The sequence below is a fragment of the Burkholderia sp. LFS061 genome, from assembly GCF_047978125.1.
In the GTDB taxonomy this organism is placed as follows: Bacteria; Pseudomonadota; Gammaproteobacteria; order Burkholderiales; family Burkholderiaceae; genus Burkholderia; species Burkholderia pyrrocinia_C.
The window spans coordinates 1-21,301 of the sequence record NZ_JBFPFS010000020.1 but is presented as its reverse complement, the minus strand read 5'-3'; the positions used below and the strand labels follow the sequence as shown (position 1 = coordinate 21,301).

At 68.3% G+C, this 21,301-nt stretch carries 16 protein-coding genes and 1 pseudogene; 7 read left to right on the top strand and 10 right to left on the bottom strand.

From position 1 onward, the window contains the following. Positions 1-131 precede the first annotated feature (131 nt). Positions 132-1,031 (bottom strand): LysR family transcriptional regulator, encoded by a 900-nt coding sequence (locus ACNQQL_RS18845; protein WP_347065052.1) that lies wholly within the window; start codon positions 1,029-1,031, stop codon positions 132-134. Between the two features lie 104 nt (positions 1,032-1,135). Between ACNQQL_RS18845 and ACNQQL_RS18840 the strand changes: the two genes are divergently transcribed. Next, positions 1,136-2,014, top strand: a complete 879-nt coding sequence (locus tag ACNQQL_RS18840; protein WP_347065051.1) for an aldo/keto reductase family oxidoreductase — start codon at positions 1,136-1,138, stop codon at positions 2,012-2,014. A gap of 45 nt (positions 2,015-2,059) precedes the next feature. Here the strand turns inward: ACNQQL_RS18840 and ACNQQL_RS18835 are convergent, their stop codons facing one another. Further along, a complete protein-coding gene (locus ACNQQL_RS18835) occupies positions 2,060-3,262 on the bottom strand; it encodes an MFS transporter (protein WP_347065050.1) in 1,203 nt (400 codons plus the stop codon). Between the two features lie 71 nt (positions 3,263-3,333). On the opposite strand from ACNQQL_RS18835, the gene ACNQQL_RS18830 reads away from it, so the two are divergent. Continuing rightward, the gene (locus ACNQQL_RS18830; protein WP_175960753.1) at positions 3,334-4,383 is read left to right on the top strand and encodes an AraC family transcriptional regulator; all 1,050 of its coding nucleotides are present in this window, start codon (positions 3,334-3,336) and stop codon (positions 4,381-4,383) included. Between the two features lie 113 nt (positions 4,384-4,496). Here ACNQQL_RS18830 and ACNQQL_RS18825 read toward each other — a convergent pair whose 3' ends face one another. Together ACNQQL_RS18825 and ACNQQL_RS18820 are read right to left on the bottom strand one after the other, a co-directional pair. Then, positions 4,497-4,664: a hypothetical protein gene (locus tag ACNQQL_RS18825; RefSeq protein ID WP_347065049.1), complete on the bottom strand. Its 168-nt coding sequence runs from the start codon at positions 4,662-4,664 to the stop codon at positions 4,497-4,499. A 56-nt stretch (positions 4,665-4,720) separates the two neighbouring features. Then, on the bottom strand, positions 4,721-6,640 hold the full coding sequence (locus ACNQQL_RS18820; protein ID WP_416392645.1) for a DUF3857 domain-containing transglutaminase family protein: 1,920 nt from the start codon (positions 6,638-6,640) through the stop codon (positions 4,721-4,723). 221 nt (positions 6,641-6,861) lie between these two features. Between ACNQQL_RS18820 and ACNQQL_RS18815 the strand changes: the two genes are divergently transcribed. Beyond that, positions 6,862-7,020, top strand: a complete 159-nt coding sequence (locus tag ACNQQL_RS18815; protein ID WP_177318407.1) for a hypothetical protein — start codon at positions 6,862-6,864, stop codon at positions 7,018-7,020. 6 nt (positions 7,021-7,026) lie between these two features. Here ACNQQL_RS18815 and ACNQQL_RS18810 read toward each other — a convergent pair whose 3' ends face one another. Beyond that, on the bottom strand, positions 7,027-7,152 hold the full coding sequence (locus ACNQQL_RS18810; protein WP_347065048.1) for a hypothetical protein: 126 nt from the start codon (positions 7,150-7,152) through the stop codon (positions 7,027-7,029). 21 nt (positions 7,153-7,173) lie between these two features. Continuing rightward, positions 7,174-9,144, bottom strand: coding sequence for an APC family permease (locus tag ACNQQL_RS18805; protein WP_347065047.1), 1,971 nt, complete (start codon positions 9,142-9,144; stop codon positions 7,174-7,176). 457 nt (positions 9,145-9,601) lie between these two features. Between ACNQQL_RS18805 and ACNQQL_RS18800 the strand changes: the two genes are divergently transcribed. Beyond that, the gene (locus ACNQQL_RS18800) at positions 9,602-10,465 is read left to right on the top strand and encodes a crotonase/enoyl-CoA hydratase family protein (protein ID WP_347065046.1); all 864 of its coding nucleotides are present in this window, start codon (positions 9,602-9,604) and stop codon (positions 10,463-10,465) included. Between the two features lie 51 nt (positions 10,466-10,516). On the opposite strand, the gene pdeR is transcribed toward ACNQQL_RS18800, so the two are convergent. From pdeR to ACNQQL_RS18780, 4 genes are all read right to left on the bottom strand, one after another. Then, positions 10,517-12,520 carry a cyclic di-GMP phosphodiesterase gene (gene pdeR / locus ACNQQL_RS18795; protein ID WP_072442242.1) on the bottom strand — a complete coding sequence of 668 codons (2,004 nt, stop codon included), beginning with the start codon at positions 12,518-12,520 and terminating at the stop codon, positions 10,517-10,519. 703 nt (positions 12,521-13,223) lie between these two features. Beyond that, a complete protein-coding gene (locus ACNQQL_RS18790; protein ID WP_347065045.1) occupies positions 13,224-16,862 on the bottom strand; it encodes a hydantoinase B/oxoprolinase family protein in 3,639 nt (1,212 codons plus the stop codon). Between the two features lie 115 nt (positions 16,863-16,977). Further along, positions 16,978-18,276 (bottom strand): MFS transporter, encoded by a 1,299-nt coding sequence (locus ACNQQL_RS18785; protein WP_347065044.1) that lies wholly within the window; start codon positions 18,274-18,276, stop codon positions 16,978-16,980. Positions 18,277-18,346: 70 nt separating this feature from the next. Then, positions 18,347-19,120, bottom strand: a complete 774-nt coding sequence (locus tag ACNQQL_RS18780) for a putative hydro-lyase (protein ID WP_347065043.1) — start codon at positions 19,118-19,120, stop codon at positions 18,347-18,349. A gap of 205 nt (positions 19,121-19,325) precedes the next feature. On the opposite strand from ACNQQL_RS18780, the gene ACNQQL_RS18775 reads away from it, so the two are divergent. The 3 genes and pseudogenes from ACNQQL_RS18775 to ACNQQL_RS18765 all read left to right on the top strand — a co-directional run. Further along, positions 19,326-20,258, top strand: a complete 933-nt coding sequence (locus ACNQQL_RS18775; protein WP_347065042.1) for a LysR family transcriptional regulator — start codon at positions 19,326-19,328, stop codon at positions 20,256-20,258. Positions 20,259-20,410: 152 nt separating this feature from the next. After that, positions 20,411-20,680, top strand: a complete 270-nt coding sequence (locus ACNQQL_RS18770) for a PAAR domain-containing protein (protein WP_347065041.1) — start codon at positions 20,411-20,413, stop codon at positions 20,678-20,680. Further along, positions 20,681-21,196, top strand: a pseudogene (locus tag ACNQQL_RS18765) (contractile injection system protein, VgrG/Pvc8 family); the annotation flags it as partial. Positions 21,197-21,301: the final 105 nt, after the last annotated feature.

Genomic DNA, 21,301 nt, shown 5'->3' with positions numbered 1-21,301 from the left:
GGACGGCCGCGCGTCGAACGATTACATCCGATGTAATCGGCGCACGGCCCGACCGTCCCTTCGCTTCCGGTATCGCGCCGCCATTCCGGCGGCGCTCGTCGCCCGGCAGACATCACGCCCGCCCGCAGCGTTCAGGATGCCTTGATGAAATCGATGAACGCGCGCAGTGCCGGCGGCACGAGACGGCGCCCGGGGTAATAGAGGAAGGGCCCCGAAAACGGCCGCCACCACGGTTCGAGCACGCGTTCGAGTGCGCCGCTGTCGAATTGCGGGCGCAGCCACTCTTCGAAGAGATGCACGATGCCCGTGCCGGCGATCGCCGCATCGACCAGCAGGTCCGTCGCACCGCCGATCTGCACCAGCAGCGGCCCCGCGGCCGGCTCGACCCGCACGACTTCGCCGTCGCGCTCGAACTCCCACGGCGGCATCGCTCCGCTCGCGAAGCGCCCGCGCAGGCAACGATGGTCGAGCAATTCGCGCGGATGCCGCGGCCGGCCGTGACGATCGAGATAGCCGGGGGCCGCCGCGGTCGCAAACCGCTGAATGCGCGGGCCGATCGGCACCGCGATCATGTCCTGCTCGAGCCGTTCGTCGTAGCGGATGCCAGCGTCGCATCCAGCCGCCAGCACGTCGACGAAACTTTCGTCGGCGATCACTTCCAGCCGTATTTCCGGGTACGCATCGAGAAAGCGCGGCACGATCGCGGGCAGCACGAGCCGGGCCGCGCTGAGCGGCACGTTGAGCTTCAGCGTGCCGGCCGGTCTGTCCCGGAATTCGCCGATACCGTCGAGCGCCGCCGCCACTTCGGTCAACGCGGGCCCGAGACGCGCGAGCAGGCGCTCGCCGGCTTCGGTGGGCACGACGCTGCGCGTCGTGCGGTGCAGCAGCCGCACGCCGAGCTGCGCCTCCAGCCGACGCACGGCCTCGCTCAGCCCCGACGCGCTGAGGCCCGTCATGCGTGCGGCGTCGCGGAATCCGCTGGCGCGCGCCACGGCCATGAACGCATTCAGATCTCCAAGATCGGTTTGCATTGTTCGCCTTTTCGTACAACCCGTGCGGATTATGACGGCTTATCGCGCAGACGGCCAATGCCTATGCTGGGCGCATTCATCCATGGATTCACAGGAGCACAGTCATGTCCGACATTCGGCACACCGCCACCTTCAGGCTCGGCGATCGCAACGTCAAACGGATCGGCTACGGCGCGATGCAGCTCGCGGGGCCCGGCGTATTCGGCCCGCCGAAGGACCGCGACGCGGCCCTGAACGTGTTGCGCGAAGCCGTCGCGGCCGGCGTCGACCATATCGACACCAGCGACTTCTACGGCCCGCACGTGACCAACCGGCTGATCCGCGATGCGTTGCATCCTTATCGCGACGATCTCGTGATCGTCACCAAGATCGGCGCGCGACGCGGCGACGACGCATCGTGGCTGCCCGCGTTCGCGCCCGACGAACTCGAACGGGCCGTGCACGACAACCTGCGCAACCTCGGCCTCGATGTGCTCGACGTCGTCAACCTGCGCATCATGTTCGACACGCACGGGCCGGCCGAAGGATCGATCGAGGCACCGCTGAGCGTACTCGCCGAACTGCAGCGGCGCGGGCTCGTCCGCCACGTCGGCCTGAGCAACGTGACGCCCGCGCAGGTCGCGCAAGGCCGGCGGATCTGCGACATCGTCTGCGTGCAGAACCACTACAACATCGCGCATCGCGGCGACGATGCGCTGATCGACGCGCTGGCCCGCGACGGCATCGCGTACGTGCCGTACTTTCCGCTCGGCGGCTTCTCGCCGCTGCAGTCGTCGACGCTGTCCGGCGTGGCGGCCCGCGTCGGCGCGACGCCGATGCAGGTCGCGCTGGCGTGGCTGCTGCGCCGCGCGCCGAACATCCTGCTGATCCCGGGCACGTCGTCGGTCGCGCATCTGCGCGAGAATCTCGCGGCGGCCGACCTCGATCTGCCGGACGATGCGCTCGCGGAACTCGACCGCATCGCGGGCGCCGGCGCCGCCTGACGGACGACCGCCGGCGGGCCTGCGAAACGCGGGCCGCCCGGCCGGTTAGGACACCACCACGCCCACCCGCTTCGGCACGCCGGTCACGATCGTCGCGACTGCGACGGCGAGCACGACCGCCGCGCCGACGAACACGCCGGCCGCGCCGTTCGCGTCGAACACGACGCCGCCGGCTGCCGCGCCCGTCGCGATCGCGAGCTGGATCGCCGCGACGATCAGCCCGCCCGCGCTCTCGGCCTCGTCGGGCACGGTGCGCGTGACCCACGTCGACCACGCGACGGGCACGCCGCCGAATGCCATCCCCCACAACGCGACGAGCACCGCGTCGAGCATCGGCGCACGGCCGAGCGCGACGAGCGCGATGCCGAGCACGACCATCAGCGCGGGCATCCCGATCAGCATCGGCCGCAGCCGGTGTTCGAGCACGCGGCCCGCGAGCGACGTGCCGACGAAGTTGGCAATGCCGTAGCCGAGCAGGATCGCCGACAGCCCGTTCACGCCGACGCCCGCGACCTGTTCGAGGAACGGCCGCAGATACGTGAAGAACGCGAAATGCCCGGTGAACACGAGGATCGTCGCGAACATCCCGAGGCCGACGGTCGGCCGGCGCAGCACGTCGATCAGCGTGCGCAGCCGCGTCGTGCCGCTCGGCGGCATCGACGGCAGCGTCATCACCTGCGACACGAACGCGACGCCGCCGAGCCCGGCCGCGATCAGGAACACGTTGCGCCAGCCGATCAGGTGACCGAAATAGCTGCCCATCGGCGCGGACGCGATCGTCGCGACCGCCACGCCGCTGAAGATGATCGACAGCGCGCGCGGCACCATCGCCGTCGGCACGAGCCGCATCGCGGTGGCCGTCGCCATCGTCCAGAAGCCGCCGAGCGCGACGCCGAGCACGACGCGGCCGATCAGCAGCGTCGTCAGGTTGGGCGCGAACGCGACCGCCAGATTCGATGCGACGAGCAGCACCGAGAACGCGAGCAGCACGCGCCGCCGGTCGATCGTGCGCGTCAGCGCGGAGATCAGGAGGCTCGTGACGAGCGCGACCGTCGCTGTGGCCGTCACGGCCTGCCCGGCCACGCCTTCGGTCACGCCGAGGCTGCCGGCCATCGGCGTGAGCAGGCTGGCGGGAAGAAATTCGGCCGTGACGAGCCCGAAGACGCCGAGCGTCATCGCGAATACCGCGCCCCAGGCCGGTTCGCGGGTGGCCGCCGTCGAGGCGGCCGGGGAAATTCCGGGATTCATGTGGCGTTCCGTTTTCGTCCAGGGAAAGTACTGATGACGGCGTATCGTAAGGACCGGCAGCAGGACGGTCTATGACATACAATCCGTTCTTGTTGATCGATCGTCCGAATCTCGCCATGTCCGAACCGCTGCTTCCCCCCGTCCCCGACGTGCACGACCTCGTCAGCGAGCTGCTGCTGGGGATGCGTCTGAGCGGCGTCCAGTACCGCCGCATCCAGGTCGCGCGGCCGTTCGGGCTGAATTTCGGTCAGGCGCCGGGCCGCGCGCAGTTCCATTTCGTCGGGCGCGGGCCCGTGCTGCTGCGCGACGCATCCGGCGCAACGATGCGGCTCGAGGCCGGCGACGCGATCCTGCTGCCGCACGGCCGCATGCATGCGCTGGTGTCCGATCCGGATGCGCCGTGCCGCGAGATCAACGGCTTCGAAGTCGCGAAGATCTGCGATACGGTCGCGTCGGTGGCGTCGGCCGGCACGTCGCCCGCGGGCTGCGCGACGACGGAGCCGGGCGCCGGCGATGCGCTGATCTTCAGCGCATGCATGGAACTCGACCTCGGCGGCATGCAGCCGCTGGTCGGCACGATGCCCGAGTTCATGCACGTCGGCACGCTGCTCGCGCGCTACCCGGAAATCCGCCCGATGCTCGACGCGATGGAGCGCGAATCCTGCTCGGCGCGCGCGGGCTTCGCGGGCATCCTCGCGCGGCTCGCGGACGTGGTCGCGGCATTCATCGTACGCGGCTGGGTCGAGTGCGGATGCGGCGACGCGTCGGGCTGGGTGCAGGCGCTTCGCGAGCCGAAGCTTGGCCGCGCGATCGTCGCGCTGCATCGCGATCCGGGCCGCAACTGGAGCGTCGCGGAGCTGGCCGCCGAAGCGGGCGTGTCGCGCTCGGTATTCGCCGAACGCTTTCTCGCGGCGACCGGGATGACGCCCGTGCGCTACCTGACCGAGCTGCGGATGCGGCTCGCCGCGCAGTGGATCGCGCGCGACCGCGAAGCGATCGAAGCCGTCGCGTACCGGCTCGGCTATGGTTCGCTGGCGGCGTTCAGCCGCGCGTTCAAGCGTGTGATCGGAAAGCCGCCGGGCGCCGTGCGTGCGGACGGCGAGGCGCGCGTCGAAGCGTAATGCCCGACGCTTGACGTGCGACGCCGACCCGGCCGCCACGCGTTGCTTCGCTCCGCAGTCGCACGCTCGCCGGCGTCGCGCAAGGCGCCGCCGCGTGTGACGCCTTTCCGCGTTCAGCCGCCGAGCGCCGCGAGCTTGTCGACCAGCGCCGTCGCGCACTGCACGGCAAGCTCCGCGCACTGCTCCGCATCCACGGCCGCACCGTTCGCGATGGTGCCCTGCACGATCCGGCCCAGCAATTCCTTCGAGAGATCGGCGATCTCGTAGTCCCGTTCCGTCATGATGTCCCTCCTGCGCGTCGGCCGATGGCGGCGACGCGCTCACTGTCGCTGCCCGTTCAACGCCCTTTCGCGCGCACGACGATCTGCGCCTGCGTATCGCGCTCGATGCGTTCGAGCGACGCGCGCAGCGCCGTGAATTCGTCGGGCGTGCATACCTGCCGGCCGAAATCAGCCGTCATCCGCCGCGTGACCTGCACGACGCGCGCGGCCGCGTCGAACACGTAATGCGACGTGAAGTCGACGAAGCGGTCGTGCACGGCTGCATCGGCCGGCAGATCGGTCACGACGACGTCGGCCGGCAGCGCGATCTGGCCGGTCTCGTCGAACGTGCCGCCGATGCAGCCCCACGGCTGCGTGCGCACGGGTTCCGCCAGCCAGTTCTCGACCTGCGTCGCGATGCCGCCCGTGAGGCTCGACAGCGCGGGCAACGCGGTCGTGCCGTCGGGCCATACGAAATGATCGAGCGTGCCCGACACCGTCACGTCGAACGGCCCGTCGGTCACGCGCCGCTCGCTGGTCGACAGCTGCGCGCGGCCGCGCAAGCCGCTTTGCCGCAGGCGTTCGGTCGCGAGCTGCTCGATGCGGTCGTGCGTCGCGCGGCGAAACAGGTTGCGCTCGAGTTCGGCCGTCCAGCCGTCGTCCTCGATGTACGCATGAAGCCGCGCGGCGCCGGGCTGCGCGGCATCGATCGCGAGCCGTGCGATGCGGCCGCGCGGCTGCGTGGCCGGCGTGCGCGACAGCACGCCCGTGCCGACCAGCAGCGCGGGGCGATCCATCACGATCGGCGGCAGATAGCCGAACGCGATGCCGGCCGTCGTCGTATCGGCGTAAAGCGCGAGATCGGGCAGCCACGTGATCGCGTGATTGATCGCGCCGCCGCCGTAACCGGGCACGGACGGCAGCGTGTACACCGAACCGAGATTGATCAGCACCGGTTCGCTGCGGATGCCGACCGCCGCGAGCAGCGCGCCGAACAGCGCGACATGGTCCTTGCAGTCGCCGTAGCGGTTGCCCAGGATGTCGGTCACGCGATGCGGCGCGGCGGCCGTTTCGCCCAGAAACAGCGCGACGTAGCGCACGTTCGCCTGCACCCAGTCGTACAGGATGCGTGCCTTGTCGCGCGGATCGGCGGCAGCCGCGGTGAGCGCGCGCGCCAGCTGCACGACGGCCGGATCGTCCACGCTCGGGTCGGCGGCCGCGTTGCGGTAGCGCGCGGCGAATGCCGCGTAGTCGGGCAGCGTCGACACGACGAGCCGGTCGCCGTAGGTCGGGTAGCCGACCGCGCCGTTCTCGATGCGGTCGTACGGGCCGTGCCGGTAGTCGAATTCGTAGCGCGTGCGGCCGTTCGCCGTGACCGGCGGCAGCGCGACATAGCCGCGCGCGTCCGCGTACAGCGGCATGTCGGCCGGCACGTCGAAGATCAGCCGCTGATTGTCGACGGGCTCGCGCGACGGCTCCACGTAGTAGCCGAAGTAGCCGCGATTGACGGGCTTCGTGCGCGTCTTGCGGAACGCCACGCGCGTGCTCGACCCGGCTTCGACGCCGGGAAACACGACGGTGCGCAACAGCCCGTCCTGGAATGTCGGCGCGCCGGCCGAGCGCGGCTCCTGCACGTCGCGGATGCCGTCCGCGCCGACCGGATGCGCGACGCCGTCGCGGTCGATCGTCTCGGCCGCGAGCAGGTCGACCTGCTCGAGATTCTTGTCGAACCACACGTAGCGCTGCGCGACCGCGTCGATGCCGTTCGCGTTGTTCGCGCGCAGCGTCGAATCGTCGTGCTCGTCGAGCGAACCGTCGTGCCGGATCACGAATTCGTGGACATCGCTGACGAGCGTGACGGGTGCTTCGTCGGCAACGCCGTTCGCGCCGCCCGCCGCCGTGCCCGCGCCCGGCGTCGCACCGACGGCGTTCGATGCGACGAACGCGGCAGCGCATGCCAGCATCCAGCCAGCCAGGCCGACAGAAAAGCGCACCACATCGCACCTCGTCGCGGTTCACGGAAAGCGCGGCCGCGCAGCGGACGGGGTCAACCGCGCGGCTCTCGTGTCGGCCAGTGTGGGCGACGCATCCGCACGCGTCAAGCCGGTGCCCGTCGGCCTACAATGGGACATGAAAGCGTCGTCGCATGCGGCCGCCGGCATACGGCTCGATCGCCTAACGCCGGCAAAAGATCGTCCGCCCGCGACCGGGAGGCACCATGGAAAACGGGATCGTGGAAGTCGTCGTGCTGCTGGCGTTTGTCGCACTCGCCGTGCTGTTCTTCGTCAAGCGTCCGGGGCGCGACCGGCTGAGGGCCAAATTCCATCATCCGCCGCTGCGGCGGCCCAACCGTCCGCATCGGCATCATCAGCCTTGACGGCGGCTACCGGCAGTCGCCCACGCGCTTGCCGCGCCACGTCCACGCGAGCGTGTACGCGCCGGCCTGCGCATGCTGCCCGGGCAATAGCCCCTTCGAGTCGTAGCTCGTCGGCGTGATGGCGCCCGTCACGGTGCCGTTGCCGCGCCACCGCTAGCCGACGTTCATCGGCAACAGCACCATCTGCTTGCCCTCGACATGCAGGCGCGCCTGCAGCTCGACGGGTGTCTGGTTGTGCAGCCACGCGGTCAGGAAATTCACGCGCCGGAAGATCAGCTTGCTCGCGAAGCACACGGCATTCGGATACGCGTCGAGCGTCGACGACGCGAGGTTCATGAATTCCACGACGGGGTTCGTGCCGAACGCGATCCGGTAGTCGGCTGCGATGCCGTTGCGGCGGCAATGCGCGACATAGTAGTCGAGCGCTTCGGTGATCGAGTGACGCAGCCGTTCGAGATGTTCGTGCCCGTCGTACGCCTTCGCATCGACCTCGCCGACCGCAAGGAAGATCACGTTGCGGAAGTGCCCGGGAAACAGCCGGTTGACCCACAGCAGCGCATGCATGCTCGCGCCGCGATGCTTGCCGACCAGCAGCACGGCCGTCGGTTGCGACGGATCGGGCTTGCCCGGCGCGCTCGCCTCGTCGACTTCGGGCGGCTTGCCGGAGAACAGCGCATCTTCCTTCGCGAGCTGCGTGCGCGTGTACGCGTAGTGGCGGTTGATCATGAAGCACAGCGCGATCACCGCGCTCGTCACGAGCACCGTGAGCCAGCCGCCCGCCGTAAACTTCTCGACCAGCGTGATGACGAGCACGGTCGCCGTCACGCTCAGCCCGAGCGCGGACAGGAAGAAATGCTTGAACCAGCCGCGCTCGCTGCGATGACGCCACCAGTACGTGCACAGCCCGAGCAACGACATGCTGAACGTGAGGAACACGTTGATGCTGTACAGCACGACGAGCACGTCGACGCTGCCGTGCGTCCACAGCAGGATCAGCAGGCTCGACAGGCCGACGACGATGATGCCGTTCTGCCGCACGAGGCGTGTCGACAGGTCGCGGAAATGGCGCGGTACCCACGAATCCGACGCCATGTTCGACAGCACGGCCGGGCCGTCGAGGAAGCCCGTCTGCGCGCCGACCATCAGCAGCCCGGCCTCGAACGCGAGCACGGCTGCGAGCAACGCATGCCGCGCGAACGCCGAGCCGAGCCCGAGATGGTCGATCACGCTGCCGAACACGACCGCGTTGAGCGTCTCGCCTTCGACGGGCCGCGCATGCCACAGCATGTACAGCAGGATGATGCCGCCGGCCGTGAACGCGAGCGACGTCGACATGTACCACATCGTCACCTTCCCGTTCGGCACGCGCGGATCGGCGAGCATGTTCACGTTGTTCGACACCGCCTCGAGGCCCGTATAGGTGCCGCCGCCGAGCGAGAACGCGCGCATCAGCAGCGCGAGCATCACGAACACGCCGAGCGACTGCGACATCCCGTGCGCCTCGTGCACGGCATCGGGCACGATCATCGCGAGGTTGCTGCCGTGTACGGCGACGCCATACACGATCAGCCCGAAGTGCAGGACGACGAAGCCGATGAAGATCGGCAGCAGCACCATGATCGATTCCCGCATCCCGCGGAAGTTGAGCCCGGTCATCAGCAGGATCAGCGCGATCTCGGTCGTGAGCTTGAATGCCTGCGCGCTGACCGGCAGCAGGCTGAAGAACGCGTCGACGCCGCTCGCGAGCGAGGTCGCGACGGTCAGCACGTAGTCGACCAGCAGCGCAGCACCCGACACGAGCCCCGGCTTCGCCCCGAGCAGCGCGGTCGCGACGCGGTAGCCGCCGCCGCCCGTCGGGAACAGCTCGATCACCTGGTTGTAGCCGAGCGCGATGATGAAGACCGTGGCCGCGGTCGCGAGCGCGAGAAACAGCGCGAGCGGCGTGTGGTGCGCCAGCGCGAGGAACGCCTCTTCCGGGCCGTAGCACGACGAAGACAACCCGTCGGCGCCGAGCCCGACCCAGGCCAGCAACGGCGTCACCGCGATCGCATGGCGCGTGCGCGGATCGAGCGGGTCCAGCGGTTTTCCGACCAGCAACTGCCACACCTTCCGGAATGCGGTCATGGTCCCCTCCCGGCACACCCGGCACGGCGGCGCGATCCCTTAAAGCTAATCGACGCGCGCTCGCGGCGCCAGTCCGCATATTCCATAGGGGGCGCCCGCCGGCCCGGCGCCGCTTTCAGCGCGTAAGCGACCGACGCCGGCGCCCGTGCGCAGGAGCAGCCGCCCGCACGCGATTGCGCGATGCGGCGACCTTGCTCCGGCCGCGTCGCGGCCCACCTTCCCGCCCGCATCGGCCACGCCCCGCACACAGGTTTCCGCACCCGCGCTCCCTCTCCTCGCCCGTCGCCACCCGCTGCGTCCGCGCCCGCGTCCCGGTCGTGCGTTGTTCCCCGCAATTCGGCATTTGTGCGCGCGCAACAATGGCGATGCCTCGCGCCCGGCGCCAGGCGGGCTACCCGATTCCCGCATGGCGCCGGGCGCGATGGTCTTCGAAAACCACATCTCACGAGGACATACCATGCAACTCCAATCCCATCCGGCGTGCCGCCCGTTTTATGAAGCCGGCGAACTCACGCAACTGACTGCCTTTTACGAAGAAGGCCGCAACGTCATGTGGATGATGCTGCGATCGGAGCCGCGGCCGTGCTTCAACCAGCAACTCGTCACCGACATCATCCATCTCGCGCGCGTCGCACGCGACTCGGGCCTGCCGTTCGACTTCTGGGTGACGGGCTCGCTCGTCCCCGAGCTGTTCAACGTCGGCGGCGACCTGAGCTTCTTCGTCGACGCGATCCGCAGCGGCCGGCGCGACCAGCTGATGGCCTATGCGCGCTCGTGCATCGACGGCGTGTACGAGATCTACACGGGCTTCGGCACCGGGTCGATCTCGATCGCGATGGTCGAGGGCAGCGCGCTCGGCGGCGGCTTCGAAGCGGCGCTCGCGCATCACTACGTGCTCGCGCAGAAGGGCGTGAAGCTCGGGTTCCCCGAGATCGCGTTCAACCTGTTCCCGGGGATGGGCGGCTATTCGCTCGTTGCGCGCAAGGCGGACCGCGGAATCGCGGAATCGCTGATCTCGACCGGCGAAACGCATGCGGCCGAGTGGTACGAGGATCGCGGGCTGGTCGACGAGACGTTCGACGCCGGTGACGCGTATCTCGCGACGCGCACCTTCATCGACGTGATGAAGCCGAAGCTGAACGGCGTGCGCGCGATGCTGCGCGCACGCGAGCGCGTGTTCCAGTTGTCGCGCTCGGAGCTGATGGACATCACGGAAGCGTGGGTGCATGCGGCGTTCACGATCGAGCCGAAGGACCTCGCGTACATGGAACGCCTGGTGATGCTGCAGAACCGGCGCGTGTCGAAGCTGCGCACGGTGTAATACGGCGGGGGCCGCCGGTGGCCGGGGGCGCCCCGCTCCCCGGAACGAAGCTCAGGCGATCAGCCTGAGCTTTCTCGTCTCGGCGAGCCACGCCTCGAATGCCTGCGCCGGCATCGGCCGTGCGTAGTAGTAGCCCTGCGCGTGATCGACGTCGAGCTGCTTGAGGAAATCGGCTTCCGCGCGCGTCTCGACGCCTTCGGCGACCACCGCGAAATTCAGCGCCTTCGCGAGCGACACGACCGAGCGCACCAGCGCCTGCGAACGCGGATTGCGGTCGATGCCCGTGATGAAGGTGCGGTCGAGCTTGATCGCGTCGAGCGGCAGGCGCGACAACTGCGACAGCGACGAATAGCCGGTGCCGAAATCGTCGAGATGGATCTGAGCGCCGAGCTGGCGGAACTGCCGCATCAGGCTGTTGGCGGAATCCTCGTCCTCGATGAAGCAGCTCTCGGTCAGTTCGATGTCGAGCAGGCCGGGCTTGAGCCCCGCGCCGTCGAGAATCGATGCGAACTGATGCACGATGTTCGTGTCCTGCAACTGCCGCGCGGACACGTTCACCGCGATCCGGATGCCGAGCCCCTTCGCCTTCCACGCGGCGGCCTGCGCGGCTGCGGTGCGCATCACCCAGCGCCCGAGCGGCGCGATCAGCCCCGACTCCTCCGCGAAGCGGATGAACTCGATCGGCGCGACGAGCCCGCGATCGGGCGACTGCCAGCGGATCAGCGCCTCGACGCCGCGCACGTCGCCGGTCGCGATATCGACGACCGGCTGGTAGTGCAGCACGAACTGCTCTTCCTCGAGCGCCTTGCGCAGGTTCGTGTCGAGCCACATGTACTTCGCGACCTTCTGGTTCATCTCCAGCGAGAACACGCGGTACGTATGCTTGCCCTCTTCCTTCGCGACGTACATCGCGGTGTCCGCGCTGCGGATCAGCGTCTCGAGCGAATCGCCGTGCTGCGGATGCATCGCGATGCCGATCGAGCAGCTCGTATAGACCTCCATCAGCCCGAGGTGGATCGGCGTGCGCATCCGTTCGAGGATGATCTGCGCGGTCGCTTCGAGCAGCGGCCGCGTGCCGTGCTCGAACAGCACGAGGAATTCGTCGCCGCCGAGCCGCGCGAGCGTCGCGCCGGACGGCAGGCAGCCGCTGATGATCTTCGACACGTCCTGCAGCAGGCGGTCGCCGGTGATGTGGCCGTAGTGATCGTTGACGCGCTTGAAGTTGTCGAGATCGAGGAACAGGATGCCGACCTGGCCGCGCGACGCGGCGCTCTCCGCGGCGATCGCCGCATGGATGCGCTCGCTGATTGCATGGCGGTTCGGCAGCCCGGTCAGCACGTCGGTGTTCGCGAGTTCGGTGAGCCGCTGCTGCGCGTTGCGCTCCTCGGTGATGTCGATGCCCGAGCAGATCAGGAACTGCTCTTCGACGCCGCTGCCGCTCTGCACGAACTTGTTGCGGAACTGGAACAGGCGCGGCCCGTTGACCGTGTTGATGTAGCGCTCGACCGCGAACGAGCGGTTGCTCGCGAAAAAGCCCGTGATGTTGCTGCGCGACTGCGCGCCCTGCTCGGGGCTCATGAACAGTTCGAACGCGCTGCGTCCGATCACGTCGACCTCGCGCTTGCCCGTCACTTCCTCGCACAGGTGGTTGAAACGCTGCACCATCCCGTTGCGGTCGAGGATCACGACCAGCGAATTCACTTCGGACACGACCTGCTCGGCGAACGCGAGCCCGTGCGAGAGATCTTCCGCGACGGACACGGCATCGGAATACGCGGAGGCCGTGCCGGCCCAGTCGGTCGTGTTGACCTTCCTGCCGACGAGATGGAGGCTGACCGACTCGCCGAACAGTGCGATGTCGAGCACGAGGTGCGACGTGACGCCCGTCAGCGCACGGATGCGCGCGGCCTGCTCGACCGTCAGCGCGACGGCGACGTTGGTCAGGCCGCGGACGGCGGCCAGTTCGAGCGCATTGCTGTCGCTGCCGAGACGCCAGCAGGGGCTGCGCGTACCGACATGCGCCTCGAGCACCGCGCTATCGTTTTCGTCATCCATGGACACGCCCCGATCCAGAAAAAAACGCACAGTGTAGACGGAGGCGAGTTGGCCGCCCGCCTTCCCGGGCCGCGCAGCGCGCGTTCCCGGCAGGGCAGCCGTGATTGCCGTGACAACGGCCCTCGTCTCGTACTTGTTTCCAGCTAATGCAACCGGCGTTCGCGCGTGAAGCGCGCAGGTTCTGCCTAACGAATGATGAGAGCCATCTTATCAAATGACGATGAGGATTGGCACTCACATTTAGAACGGGGTGTCAAGGAATCGGGACTCGATTGGCAAGCCGGATTTTTCATGATTGGCGGCACGCTCGAGAACAGACGAGGCAGTGCGAAACGGGGCTGGCCGGATAGTCGGAGCGCCTTGCTCCGCAAGGGTTTCCAGGAAATCGCTGAATGTAGGGACGGATTGTCCTCAGGTCCACGGCGGCAGGGTCGGATCGTGTTCCGGCAACGCGAAATCCGGCCAATTTGTTTCTGTTCGAGCGTGAATGCGCCGCTTTATTCCACAGTCGGTTGCAATATCGCCGACTGCAGAAACGACGCGTTTCATCGGATCCCGGCAGCGTTGTCGAATTCCGCAGCCGGTCGGCAGCGCCGGTGGAACCGGTACGGCCGCCGTCGCGACCGGTGCGCGAGACACGCGGCGAGCGTCCGCCGTTCCGCACGAACGCCCGCCGTCGCCGCTGCCGCGCGTGGGGCGCGGCTCAGCCCGCCGCGCCGTACCCGCCGCCGCCCGGCGTTTCGACGACGAACACGTCGCCCGGCGCCATCTGCGCGCGGCCGATATGCTCGAGCGCCTCGACCGTGCCGTCCGCGCGCTCGATCGTGTTGCGGCCGAGCGCGCCGGCCGCGCCGCCCGCCGCGCCGAACGGCGCGTGGATCCGGTTGTTCGACAGGATCGACGCGGTCATCGGCTCGAGGAAGCGGATCCGCCGCACCGCGCCGTCGCCGCCGCGCCAGCGCCCGCCACCGCCCGAGCCGGCGCGGATCCGGTGCGAATCGAGCCGCACCGGGTAGCGCCATTCGAGCACCTCCGGATCGGTGAGCCGCGAGTTCGTCATGTGCGTCTGCACCGCGCCGACGCCCGCGAAGCCGTCGCCCGCGCCGCTGCCGCCCGCGATCGTCTCGTAGTACTGGTAGCGATCGTTGCCGAATGTGAAGTTATTCATCGTCCCCTGGCTCGACGCGACGCAGCCGAGCGCGCCGTACAGCGCGTTGGTGATCGCCGACGACGTCTCGACGTTGCCCGACACGACCGCCGCCGGATACTCGGGGTTCAGCATCGAGCGCGCCGGCACGATCACCGTGAGCGGCTTCAGGCAGCCGGCGTTCAGCGGGATGTCGTCGCCGACCAGCGTGCGGAACACGTACAGCACGGCGGCCATGCAGACGGCCTTCGGCGCGTTGAAGTTGTTGTCGAGCTGCTCGGACGTGCCGGTGAAATCGATCTCCGCGCGCCGGGCCGCGCGATCGACGCGGATCGCGACGCGAATTTCCGCGCCGTTGTCGAGCGGATAGCGGTACGCGCCGTCCTGCAGCGCGCCGATCACGCGCCGCACCGCCTCTTCCGCGTTGTCCTGCACGTGCCCCATGAACGCGAGCACGACGTCGCGGCCGAACTGCGCGACCATCCGGCGCAACTCGTCGACGCCCTTCTGGTTCGCGGCGACCTGCGCGCGCAGGTCGGCCATGTTCTGCTCGACGTTGCGCGCCGGGTAGCGGCCCGATGCGAGCAGCGCGCGCGTGTCGGCATCGCGCAGCACGCCGGCCGACACGAGTTGCCAGTTGTCGATCAGCACGCCTTCCTCGTCGATATGCGTCGAATCGGGCGGCATCGAGCCCGGCGTCGTGCCGCCGATGTCCGCGTGGTGGCCGCGCGAGCCGACGTAGAACAGCGGCGCGTCCGAGCCGTCCGCGAACACCGGCGTGATGACCGTCACGTCCGGCAGGTGCGTGCCGCCGTGATACGGGTCGTTCAGCATGAACACGTCGCCGTCGCGCATGCGGCCGCGGTTGCGCTCGATCACCGTGCGGATGCTCTCGCCCATCGAGCCGAGGTGCACGGGCATGTGCGGCGCGTTCGCGATCAGGTTGCCGTCGCCGTCGAAGATCGCGCACGAGAAGTCGAGCCGCTCCTTGATGTTCACCGAGTACGCGGTGTTCTGCAGCCGCAGCCCCATCTGCTCGGCGATCGACATGAACAGGTTGTTGAAGATCTCGAGCCGCACCGGATCGGCATCGGTGCCGAGCGAGCGGCGCGTCGGCAGCGGCGTCGTGCGCGTCAGCACGAGATTGCCCTGCGCGGTCATCCGCGCGCGCCAGCCAGGCTCGACGATGGTCGTGCCGTTTTTTTCCGCGACGATCGCCGGGCCATCGATCGTGTCGCCTGCGAGCAGTGTGTCGCGTACATAGAGCGCCGCGTCGTGCCACTGGCCGCCGGAATGGAAGCGCACGGCGGAATCGGCACGCGGCGCGGCGCCTTCCCCGCGCGAGGCCAGCGGCGCGATGTCCACCGGCGCGTCGGAGCGGCCGATTGCCTCGACCGACGCCAGTTCGGCGACGAGCGGCGTGCCGGGCATCAGGAATGCGTAGCGCTGCCGGTACGCGGCCTCGAACGCCTGCTGCATCGCGTCGACGCTGCCGGCCGGCACGTCGAGCGCCGAATCGGTGCCCTGGTAGCGCAGATGCACGCGCCGCTCGGTCGCGATCCGCTCCGGCGGCACGCCCTGTTCGAGCAGCGCGCCGACGGCCTCGTCGGCCAGCCGGTCGAGTGCGGCGTTCAGCGCCGGCAGCGACGCATCGGACAGCACGGCCTCGACCGCGCGCTCGCGCATCGCCGTCTGGTCGGCGAGGCCCATCCCGTATGCGGACAGCACGCCCGCGAGCGGATGCGCGAACACCTGCGTCATCCCGAGCGCGTCGGCCACGCCGCACGCGTGCTGGCCGCCCGCGCCGCCGAACGTCGTCAGCACGTAGCGCGACACGTCGTGCCCGCGCTGCACGGAGATCTTCTTGATCGCGTTCGCCATGCTGCCGATCGCGATTTCCAGGAAACCTTCGGCGAGTGCTTCGGGCGTCTCGCGCCGCCCCGTCGCCGCATGGATTTCATCGGCGAGCGCCGCGAACTTCGCGGCCACGCCGTCGCGGTCGAACGGTTCGTCCGCGTGCGGGCCGAACACGCGCGGAAAATGATCGGGCTGAATCTTGCCGAGCATCACGTTGCAGTCGGTCACCGTCAGCGGGCCGCCGCGCCGGTACGCGGCCGGCCCCGGGTTCGCGCCGGCCGATTCGGGTCCGACGCGCAGCCGCGCGCCGTCGAAGCCCAGCACCGAGCCGCCGCCCGCGGCGACCGTGTGGATGCTCATCATCGGCGCACGCATCCGCACGCCGGCCACCTGGGTCTCGAACACGCGCTCGAATTCGCCGTTGTAGTGCGACACGTCGGTCGACGTGCCGCCCATGTCGAAGCCGATCACCTGGCCGAAGCCGGCCGCGCGCGCGGCGCGCACCATCCCGACGATGCCGCCGGCCGGGCCCGACAGGATCGCGTCCTTGCCCTGGAACGCATCGGCGCGCGTCAGGCCGCCGCTGCTCTGCATGAACTGCAGGTTCACGCCCGGCATCTCGTGCGCGACCTGCTCGACATAACGACGCAGGATCGGCGACAGGTACGCGTCGACGACGGTCGTATCGCCGCGAGACACCATCTTCATCAGCGGCGACACTTCGTGCGACACCGAAACCTGCGTGAAGCCGATGCGGCGCGCGAGCTCCGCGAGCGCGCGTTCATGCGCGCTGTAGCGGTAGCCGTGGATCAGCACGATCGCGAGCGCACGCACGCCGGTGTCGAACACGCGTCGCAGCGACGCTTCGGCATCCTGCGCATCGAGCGGCACGACGACGTCGCCATGCGCGCCGATGCGCTCGTCGATCTCGACGACGCTCTCGTACAGCGCATCGGGCAGCACGATGTCGAGATCGAACAGCCGCGGCCGGTTCTGGTACGCGATGCGCAACACGTCGCGAAAGCCGCGCGTCGTCGCGAGCGCGGTGCGTTCGCCCTTGCGTTCGAGCAGCGCGTTGGTCGCGACCGTCGTGCCCATCTTCACCATGTCGACGTGCTCGGGCGTGATCGGCTCGCCGTCGGCGAGGCCGAGCAGGTGGCGGATGCCGGCCACGGCCGCGTCGCGGTACTGCTCGGGGTTCTCCGACAGCAGCTTGTGCGTGACGAGCGTGCCGTCGGGCCGGCGCGCGACGATGTCGGTGAACGTGCCGCCGCGGTCGATCCAGAATTGCCAGCGTGCGGCGTCGGAGGGAACGGGAGAAAGGTGTCGGTCGGTCATGATGGTCGATGCGTCGTGAAATCTCGGAACGAGCGCCGCCGCACGGCGCGCGGCGCGCGCCGTGTCACGGTGTCGATGAAAGGGGAAGAAAACGAAGGGCGGGCCGCCCCGCCGCTTACGCGGCGTCGAGTTCGCGGCCGCGCGTCTCGGGCAGCGTCAGCGCGGCGACGATCACCACGCCGTATGCGGCAACGGCGAAGATCCCGATGCTCGTGCCGAGCCCGTATTGCTTCGACAGCGCGCCGATCAGGAACGGGAACAATGCGCCGATCGCACGGCCCACGTTGTAGCAGAAGCCCTGGCCCGAGCCGCGCACGCGGGTCGGGAACAGTTCGGTGAGGAACGCGCCCATCCCCGAGAAGATGCCCGATGCGAAGAAGCCGAGCGGAAAGCCGAGCCACAGCATCGACGCGTTGGTCAGGTTCAGCGACGTGTACGCGAACGCGATCACCATCGAGCCGACCGCGAACAGGATGAAGTTCGGCTTGCGGCCGAGGCGGTCGGTCAGGTATGCGCTCGTCAGGTAGCCGACCCACGAGCCGAAGATGATCATCGCGAGATAACCGCCGGTGCCCATCACGGTCAGGTGCCGCTCGGTCTTCAGGAAGGTCGGCAGCCACGTCGTGATCGCGTAGTAGCCGCCCTGCGCGCCGGTCGTCAGCAGCGCCGCGCGCAGCGTCGTCGTGATCAGCTTCGGCGCGAAGATCTCGGTGAGGCGCGGTGCGTCGGCCACCTTCGCCTGCGCGGCCTTCTCCTTTGCGTAGACGTCCGGCTCCTTCACGTAGCGGCGGATCGCGACGACCAGCAGCGCGGGCGCCAGCCCGACGAGGAACAGCGCGCGCCACGCCTGCTCGGCCGGCAGCACCGAGAACAGCAGCGCATACAGCAGCGCGCACAGTCCCCAGCCGATCGCCCAGCCCGATTGCACGAGGCCGACCGCCCTGCCGCGATCGCGCGCGCGGATCACCTCGCCGATCAGCACCGCGCCGGCCGTCCACTCGCCGCCGAAGCCGAAGCCCATCAGCGCGCGCGCCGCGAGCAACTGGTGATAGTTCTGCGCGAGCCCGCACAGCGCGGTGAACACCGCGAACCACAGCACCGTGAGCTGCAGCGTGCGCACGCGGCCGATCCGGTCGGACAGAATGCCGGCGATCCAGCCTCCGAGCGCCGATGCGAGCAGCGTGACCGTGCCGATGAAGCCGGCGTCCGCGAGCGAGATGCCCCAGGTCGCGACGAGCGTCGGGATCACGAACGACAGCATCTGCGTGTCCATCCCGTCGAGCATGTAGCCGACCTTGCAGCTCCAGAATGCACGGCGCTCGCGCGGCTGCGCGTACGCGTACCACGAGAACAGGCCGCGGCTCTCGGGGCTCGCGGGCTCGGGGGCGGGTGCCGCGAGGGTCTTGCTTTCCATGGTGGTGCTCCTGTCGTTATGCGCCGTCAAATGTGTGCGTGTGTCGTGTGTGCGTCGCCGCGATGCCGGATCAGAACACGGCCAGCGACGCGTTCGTGATGTCGGTCATCAGCATGTGGCCGGGCGTATGCGCGATCGCGATCGGCAGCTTCGCGTCCATCAGCGCGGTTTGCGGCGTCACGCCGCACGCCCAGAACACCGGCAGCTCGCCGTCGCGGATCGTCACCGCGTCGCCGAATTCGGGCGTGTTCAGATCCGCGATGCCCAGTTCCCGCGGGTGGCCGATATGGATCGGCGCGCCGTGCACGCCCGGAAAGCGGCTCGTGATCTGCACCGCGCGGATCGCATCGGCGCCGCGCATCGGCCGCATCGACACGACGAGCCGGCCGCCGAAGATGCCTGCGCGCCGGTTCGGAATCGACGTGCGGTACATCGGCACGTTGCGGCCCTCCTCGACGTGGCGCAGCCCGATCCCTTCGCGGGCGAGCATGTCCTCGAACGAGAACGAGCAGCCGATCGCGAATACGACGAAATCGTCGCGCCACAGCGCTTCCAGCGACTCGACGCGCTCGGTCAGGCGGCCGTCGCGGTACACGTTGTAGCTCGGCACGTCGGTGCGGATGTCGAGATCCTCGCCGAGCGCGTCGATCCGGAACGCGCCCGGTTCGCCGACGCCGAGCAGCGGGCACGCTTTCGGATTCGCCTGACAAAAGCGCAGGAAATCGTGCGCGTACGCATCGGGCAGGATCGCGAGATTGGCTTGCGCGAACGGGCCGCAGTGGCCTGCGGTCGGGCCGCGGAACGCGCCGCGGCGCACGGACTGGCGGAATTCGGAAGGCGTCATGAGATTCAATGGCAGATCGGGATGTGGTCGGGATGACGGCGGCGCGTCATCGGATACGGCGAAGAATAGAAAAGAAAAAATTTTGTCGCCAACGAGTTTTTTTGCGCTGCGTGTATAGAATTTCTTAACGTATCTTCGGGTTTTCCCCGGTCCCGTTCATTTTTTCAGCGGGGCAAGCTGCGCGCCCAATGCCTTGCCGACCGCCATGAACACGCGTTTTCTCGAAACCTTCGTCACGCTCGCGAAGCTGCGCAACTTCCGCACGACGGCCGCCGCGCTGCACGCGACGCCGGCCGCGATCTCGCAGCGCCTGAAGGCGCTCGAGGACGAATTGCAGACCGTGCTCGTCGACCGCGACAGCCGCGAATTCCGGCTCACGCCGAACGGCGAGTACCTGCTCGGCTATGCGAAAGCCGTGGTCGAGGCGACGCAGGAGCTGCAGGCCGCCGCGTCCGGCGAGAGCGCGCTGCGCGGCAAGCTGCGGCTCGGCGTGATCGAGACCGTCGTGCATAGCTGGCTGCCGCACTATATGCGCCGCCTCGCGGCCGACTACCCGCAGCTCGAGATCGACCTGACCGTCGATGTGAGCATCGTGCTGCAGCGCCGGCTGATGGCCGGCGAGCTCGACCTGATCATCCGCGTCGAGGGCAGCGACGAGGCGTCGGTCGTCTGCGACGCGCTCGCGAACTATCCGGTGCGCTGGATCGCGCGCGCGGGGCTGCTGCCGAACACGCGCACGGGCCTTGCGCGGCAGGTGCTGCGCCAGCCGATCCTGACCTACGGGCGCGGCACCGCGCCCCACCGCGCGCTCGAGGACATCGTCCGTACCCTTGCGCACGCGCACGGCGTGCCGCTGTCGGACACGCGCATTACCGGATCGCCGTCGATCTCGGTGATCGTGCAGCTCGTGCGCGACGGCTTCGGCGTCGCCGCGATTCCGGTGCTGTTCGTCGATGCGCTGATCGAGAGCGGCGAAGTCGTCGAACTGCCGCTGCAGCCGTCGCCGCCGTCGATCGTCGTGTCGATGTCGCGGCGCGCGGATGCGCCGCGGTTCGTGCACGGCGCGTCGATTGCCGCGCGGGCCGCGTGTCACGAGTATTGCGAGAAGAGTACGCGGCGGTTGGTCGAGGCGCTTTGAGGTGGTGCCCGCACCGCATTCGACATTAGCGCACGAAAAACAACCACCTTTTGTTTAACGAGAGTCAAAGTCGGAAAAATCGTATTCATCCCATAGGCGACGCCGCATTTTCACGTTATCAATCTCGATCCACGTGATATGCGAGATCGCTGATGAAAAATGCACAAGGCCGCGAAATGGTCCGCCTGGGTGACCCAACCAACCACGGCGGCGAAGTCATCGAATGCGCGAATGACCTGAAACATCTCGGGATCGGCGTGGCGCTTGACGGCCATGGCGTTCGTTGTCCGAAATGCGGTGGCATTTTTCCGTTGCTGGCGAGTGGCCCGCGTACGCATCGCGGCCGGCGTGTTGGCTATCACGGCGACAAGACCGGTTGCGGTGCGACCGTCATTGGCCAGCGAACAACGGGGGCAGCGTAAATGGCGATTTTCCCCCGGGTTCGCACACTGTCCATCGCGGGCGCATCGTTGCCGACCTATGGGATGGACCGGCTACCGGTATTCGTTCCAGTGCGCCTGCAAGGCACCGAGACCATCGGCCGTCTCGATGAATGCCGCTACCTCGTCATGCTGCGTACCGACGACGCCTATGCGGTTTCGCCCAGTCGCACGGCCGATCTCGATCTGGACAAACTGGTCGGCACTGAAGTAACCGTATCGATCCAGCTCGAGGGCAAAGGGCAATTCATTCCCGGGCTGGCGGGAAACGCCGGGCTCGGCAACATCGGCGCGGGCACGCGCGAGATCACCGGATTGGTCGAAGTAGCCCGGCTTGCGGGTGAGGATCGCGATTCGATCCTATTCGAACTGGAACTCCGACCGTGGCTTCATCGTGCGACGCTGACGCAGGACTGCCGCCTGTTTCAGGATATGACCGTCATTGAAATCACCGACGCGGTGCTTTCGAAGTATCCCTACCCTGTCGATAGACGCCTAGCAGGCTGTTGAAATTGGGAACGGTGTAAACGGGCTCGAAGGGCGGTGCGTTAGAGATATCGTGTTCATGATCTTGAGCAGATGAGCCGATGCGTGGAATGGACG

Excerpts from the sequence above, each read along its gene's own strand:
- ACNQQL_RS18845 (WP_347065052.1), bottom strand. The coding sequence starts at position 1,031 with ATGCAAACCGATCTTGGAGATCTGAATGCGTTCATGGCCGTGGCGCGC.
- ACNQQL_RS18840 (WP_347065051.1), top strand. The coding sequence starts at position 1,136 with ATGTCCGACATTCGGCACACCGCCACCTTCAGGCTCGGCGATCGCAAC.
- ACNQQL_RS18835 (WP_347065050.1), bottom strand. The coding sequence starts at position 3,262 with ATGAATCCCGGAATTTCCCCGGCCGCCTCGACGGCGGCCACCCGCGAA.
- ACNQQL_RS18830 (WP_175960753.1), top strand. The coding sequence starts at position 3,334 with ATGACATACAATCCGTTCTTGTTGATCGATCGTCCGAATCTCGCCATG.
- ACNQQL_RS18825 (WP_347065049.1), bottom strand. The coding sequence starts at position 4,664 with ATGACGGAACGGGACTACGAGATCGCCGATCTCTCGAAGGAATTGCTG.
- ACNQQL_RS18815 (WP_177318407.1), top strand. The coding sequence starts at position 6,862 with ATGGAAAACGGGATCGTGGAAGTCGTCGTGCTGCTGGCGTTTGTCGCA.
- ACNQQL_RS18805 (WP_347065047.1), bottom strand. The coding sequence starts at position 9,144 with ATGACCGCATTCCGGAAGGTGTGGCAGTTGCTGGTCGGAAAACCGCTG.
- ACNQQL_RS18800 (WP_347065046.1), top strand. The coding sequence starts at position 9,602 with ATGCAACTCCAATCCCATCCGGCGTGCCGCCCGTTTTATGAAGCCGGC.
- pdeR (WP_072442242.1), bottom strand. The coding sequence starts at position 12,520 with ATGGATGACGAAAACGATAGCGCGGTGCTCGAGGCGCATGTCGGTACG.
- ACNQQL_RS18790 (WP_347065045.1), bottom strand. The coding sequence starts at position 16,862 with ATGACCGACCGACACCTTTCTCCCGTTCCCTCCGACGCCGCACGCTGG.
- ACNQQL_RS18785 (WP_347065044.1), bottom strand. The coding sequence starts at position 18,276 with ATGGAAAGCAAGACCCTCGCGGCACCCGCCCCCGAGCCCGCGAGCCCC.
- ACNQQL_RS18780 (WP_347065043.1), bottom strand. The coding sequence starts at position 19,120 with ATGACGCCTTCCGAATTCCGCCAGTCCGTGCGCCGCGGCGCGTTCCGC.
- ACNQQL_RS18775 (WP_347065042.1), top strand. The coding sequence starts at position 19,326 with ATGAACACGCGTTTTCTCGAAACCTTCGTCACGCTCGCGAAGCTGCGC.
- ACNQQL_RS18770 (WP_347065041.1), top strand. The coding sequence starts at position 20,411 with ATGAAAAATGCACAAGGCCGCGAAATGGTCCGCCTGGGTGACCCAACC.